1 protein-coding gene is annotated in these 4,810 nt (G+C 71.3%); it reads right to left on the reverse strand.

The genetic code is table 11. The features are described 5' to 3' along the window. A partial coding sequence (locus AAW14_RS38930; RefSeq protein ID WP_265569202.1) for a type I polyketide synthase occupies window positions 1-4,810 on the reverse strand: 4,810 nt, incomplete at both ends.

A 4,810-nucleotide genomic window follows, 5' to 3' on the forward strand; every position in this document is an offset into this window, starting at 1 on the left:
TTCTCGCGGTGTCCTCACCCGATCCCACCGGGCACGGCACCACGACGACGTCCGGCATGGCGGGTTCGGCGGCGAGAGCGGCCAGGTCGGTGTACGTTCGGACGTCGAGCCCGGTGGCATCGCCGAGCATCACCGTTCGCCATGCGAGCCCGAACAGCGAGGCCCCCGTACGCCTGCCGGAGCCACCGGCCCGGAGCAGCTGCTCCCGCGACACCGGCCGCAGCGACAGCGAGTCGACCGTGGCCACCAGGCCCCCGGCCGCATCGGCCACGACCAGCGACACCGTATCGGTGCCCGTCGGCGAGACCTTGACCCGCAGCGCCGTCGCCCCGACGGCCCGCACACTCACCCCGGACCAGGCGAAGGGCAGCAGCGGCATCTCGCCGACGGCGACGGCACCCCCCGCGCCGATCGCGTGGAGCACAGCGTCCAACAGCGCCGGGTGGAGGGCGAACGCGCCCGCCTCCGTACCCTCGGCGAGAGCGACCTCGGCGATGACGTCGTCCCCGCTGCGCCACACCGACCGCAGTCCCTGGAAGACCGGGCCGTATTCCAGGCCGACTTCGGCCAGGTTGTCGTAGAAAGCCGTCAGGTCGCAGGCCTCGGCACCCGCCGGCGGCCAGGCGCCGAAGTCGGCTGCGTACGACGGCCCCGGCTGATCCGTCAGATGGCCGACCGCGTGCCGGACCCACGGCTCGTCCTCCGCGGCACCCTCCAGCCGCGAGTGCACGGTCAACGCGCGCCGTCCCTGCTCCTCTTCGCCACCGACCCACACCTGCAGGACCACGCCCCCGCTCTCCGGGACGATCAGCGGCGCTTCCAGCGTCAGGTCGTCGATCCGCCTGCAACCGGCCTCTTCACCCGCGCGCACCGCCAGTTCCACGAGCGCGGTTCCCGGCAGCAGCACGCTGCCCATGACCGCGTGGTCGGCGAGCCAGGGGTGGGTCTTGAGCGAGAGCCGCCCGGTGACCAGGTGTCCGCCGACGCCCGGAAGCGCGACTGCCGCGCCCGCCAACGGGTGCTCGGCCGCTCCCAGCCCGAGTCCGGCGGCAGCGGCACCGCCGGTGAACTCCTCGGGCGCGTCCAGCCAGTAGCACTCGTACTGGAAGGGGTAGGTGGGCAGGTCGACTGTCCGCGCGCCGGGGAAGAACGCGTGCCAGTCCGGGGAAGCTCCGTGCACGTGCAGTTCGGCGACCGCGGTGACGACGGCCTGCGGCTCGGGACGTTCAGCACGAAGCACCGGGACGGTGAACGCGTCCTCCACACAGCCTTGGACAAGCGCACTCAGTACACCGCCGGGGCCGATCTCCACGAAGGTGGTCACACCCGACTCGTGCAGGGTCCGCACAGCGTCGGCGAAACGCACCGCCTCACGGACATGACGCACCCAGTACTCGGCGGTACAAGGCTCCGCCAGACGGCCCGTCAGGGTCGAAACCAAGGCAATCGTAGGCTCGTTGAACGTCAGCCCCCGGACGATCTCACGGAACTCGTCCAGCATCGGATCCATCAGCGGCGAGTGGAACGCGTGACTCACCTTCAGCCGGGACGTCCTACGACCCTGCTGCGCAAAGAGCTCAGCGATCTCGGTCACCGCTTCATCGGTGCCCGAGATCACCACCGACTGCGAGCTGTTCACCGCCGCGATACCGACGCTCTCGGTGAGGTGCGGCAGGACTTCCTCCTCGGTGGCCTGCACCGCCACCATCGCCCCGCCGGCAGGCAGGGCCTGCATCAGCGCGGCACGCGCCGACACCAGCTTCGCTGCATCCGGAAGCGACAGCACCCCGGCCACATGCGCGGCCGCGATCTCGCCAACGGAGTGACCCGCCACAAAGTCCGGCCGAACACCCCACGATTCGAGGAGCCGGAACAACGCCACCTCAATGGCGAACAACGCGGGCTGCGTACACCCGGTCCGATGCAACTCGTCCGCATCGACATCGACCGGCGCATCGAGCAGCGCACACACCTCGTCGTACGCCTCCGCGAACACCGGGAACGCCGCATACAACTCCCGGCCCATCCCCAGACGCTGCGAACCCTGACCCGAGAACAGGAAGCCGGTCTTGCCTGCGGCACTCGGCCCGCCCACAACCACCCGGTCGGACGGCGAGCCGGCGGCCAGCGCGCGCAGCGCGACCAGGAGTTCGTCCCGGCTCTGTCCCACCACGGCAGCCCGGCGCTCCATCGACGAGCGCGTCGTGGCCAGCGAGAAGCCGATGTCCGCCAGGCCTGCCTCCGCATCCACGAACGACAACAGCCGCTCCGCCTGCCCGCGCAGGGCGTTCTCGCTCTGCGCCGACAGCACCCACGGCACCACCACCGGCCCCGGATCAGACGCCGAGGCCAACTCGGCCGTGGCAGGCGCCTGCTCGATGATCACGTGTGCGTTGGTACCGCTGATGCCGAAGGACGAGATGCCCGCGCGGCGTGCACGGTCCGTCTCCCAGTCGACGGCCTCGGTCAGCAGCCGCACCGTACCCGCCGACCAGTCCACATGCGGCGTCGGCTCGTCCACGTGCAACGTGCGCGGCAGCACACCATGACGCATCGCCATGACCATCTTGATCACACCGCCGACACCGGCAGCAGCCTGAGCGTGGCCGATGTTGGACTTCAACGAGCCCAGCCACAGCGGCCGGTCCTCCGGCCGCTCCTGACCGTACGTGGCAATGACGGCCTGCGCCTCGATCGGATCACCCAGCCTGGTGCCCGTCCCGTGCGCCTCCACCACGTCCACATCCATCGACGACAGCCCGGCGGAGTCCAGCGCCTGCCGGATCACCCGCTGCTGCGAAGGACCGTTCGGCGCCGTCAGACCATTCGACGCACCGTCCTGATTGACCGCCGACCCCCGGACCACAGCCAGCACCCGATGCCCGTTACGGCGTGCGTCGGAGAGCCGTTCCACGAGCAGCATCCCCGCACCCTCGGCCCAACCCGTACCGTCCGCACCAGCAGCGAACGCCCTGCACCGCCCGTCCGCCGACAGACCACGCTGACGGCTGAACTCCACGAATGTCGAAGGAGTCGCCATGACGGTGACACCGCCGACCAGGGCCATCGAGCACTCGCCGCTCCGGATGGCCTGTGCCGCCAGGTGCAGGGCCACGAGCGACGACGAACACGCCGTGTCGACGGTGACCGCCGGGCCCTCAAGACCGAAGGTGTAGGAGACGCGGCCCGAGGCGATACTGCCCGCGCTGCCACTGCCGAGATAGGCTTCCATGCCTTCCGGTGCCGTCCTCACCCGCCTGCCGTAGTCGTGGTACATCACCCCGGCGAACACCCCGGTCCGGCTGCCGCGCACCGAGGCCGGATCGATCCCCGCCCGCTCGAACGCCTCCCACGAAGTCTCCAGCAGCAGCCGTTGCTGCGGGTCCATCGCCAGCGCCTCACGCGGCGAGATCCCGAAGAACGCCGGGTCGAACTCGGCCGCTTCGTGCAGGAATCCGCCGTGGCGCACGTAGGACTTGCCGGGCCGGTCGGGGTCCGGATCGTAGAGGCTCTCCACGTCCCAGCCCCGGTCCTCGGGAAACCCGGAAATCGCGTCACGGCCGTCGAACACCAACCGCCACAAGTCCTCGGGCGACCGCACCCCACCGGGATACCGGCAGGCCATCCCCACGATCGCGATCGGCTCGTCCGCCGCGGCCACGGTGACGACCGCGGCCTCGGACTCCTCCTCGACACCCAGGGTCACGGCCAGCAGAAAGCGGGAGAGGGCGACGGGCGTCGGGTAGTCGAAGACCATGGTCGCGGGGAGCCGCAGGCCGGTCGCCGTGTCCAGCCGGTTGCGCAGCTCCACCGCGGTGAGCGAGTCGAAACCGGCTTCCTGGAAGGCGAGTTCCGGCTGTATCGCCTGAACCGAGGCGTGCCCGAGCACGGCGGCGACCTCGTTACGCACCAGCTCAAGCACCGCTTGATCGCGCTCGGCCTCCGGCAGCCCGGCCAGCCGCTGTCCCAGTGATCCCTTCGGCGCGGTCGGGGCCGTACGCCGCGCGGTGCCGCGCACGGGGCTACGCAGCCCCTGCAGTACCAAGGGTGTGGTGCCCCGCATCGCGCCGAGGTCCAGTCGCAGCGGGGCGACGGCCGGCCGGTCCGAGGCCAGTGCCGCGTCGAACAGGCGCAGTCCCTCGTCGACGGCTATGGGCGCCAGCCCCACCCGCTTCAGGCGGACGAGGTCCGCCTGGTTGAGCCGGTCGGCCATGCCGCTGCCCTGCTCCCACAGGCCCCACGCCAGTGAGGTCGCAGGGAGGCCCTGTGCGCGACGGGCTTCGGCGAAGGCGTCGAGGAAGTTGTTCGCCGCCGCGTAGTTGCCCTGGCCGGCGCTGCCCAGGATGCCGGAGACCGACGAGAAGACTGCGAACGCCGACAAGTCGCTCGTCAGCTCGTGCAGGTTCAGCACGGCATTGACCTTCGGGCGCAGCACCGCGTCCAGCCGCTCCGGGGTGAGCGCGGCGATCACGCCGTCGTCGAGCACACCGGCCGTGTGCACCACGGCGGTCACGTGCGTCCCGGCGAGTGCGGCGGCGAGCGCATCCCGGTCGGCCGCGTCGCAGGCCGCCCAGCGCACCTCGGCGCCCGACGCGGCGAGTTCGGCTTCCAGCCCGGCCGCGCCGGGGGCGTCCGCGCCACGTCGGCTGAGCAGCAGCAGGCTGCGCACGCCGTGAGTGGAGACCAGGTGCCGGGCGACGAGTCCGCCGAGCGCCCCGGACGCGCCGGTCACCAGGACCGTGCCTTCTCCGAGGTCCGGCGTGCCCGCGGCGGCCGGGGGCAGCTTCGCCAGACGCGGCACGAGCACGTC

The organism is Streptomyces hygroscopicus, assembly GCF_026168105.1.
Classification (GTDB): domain Bacteria; phylum Actinomycetota; class Actinomycetes; order Streptomycetales; family Streptomycetaceae; genus Streptomyces; species Streptomyces hygroscopicus_D.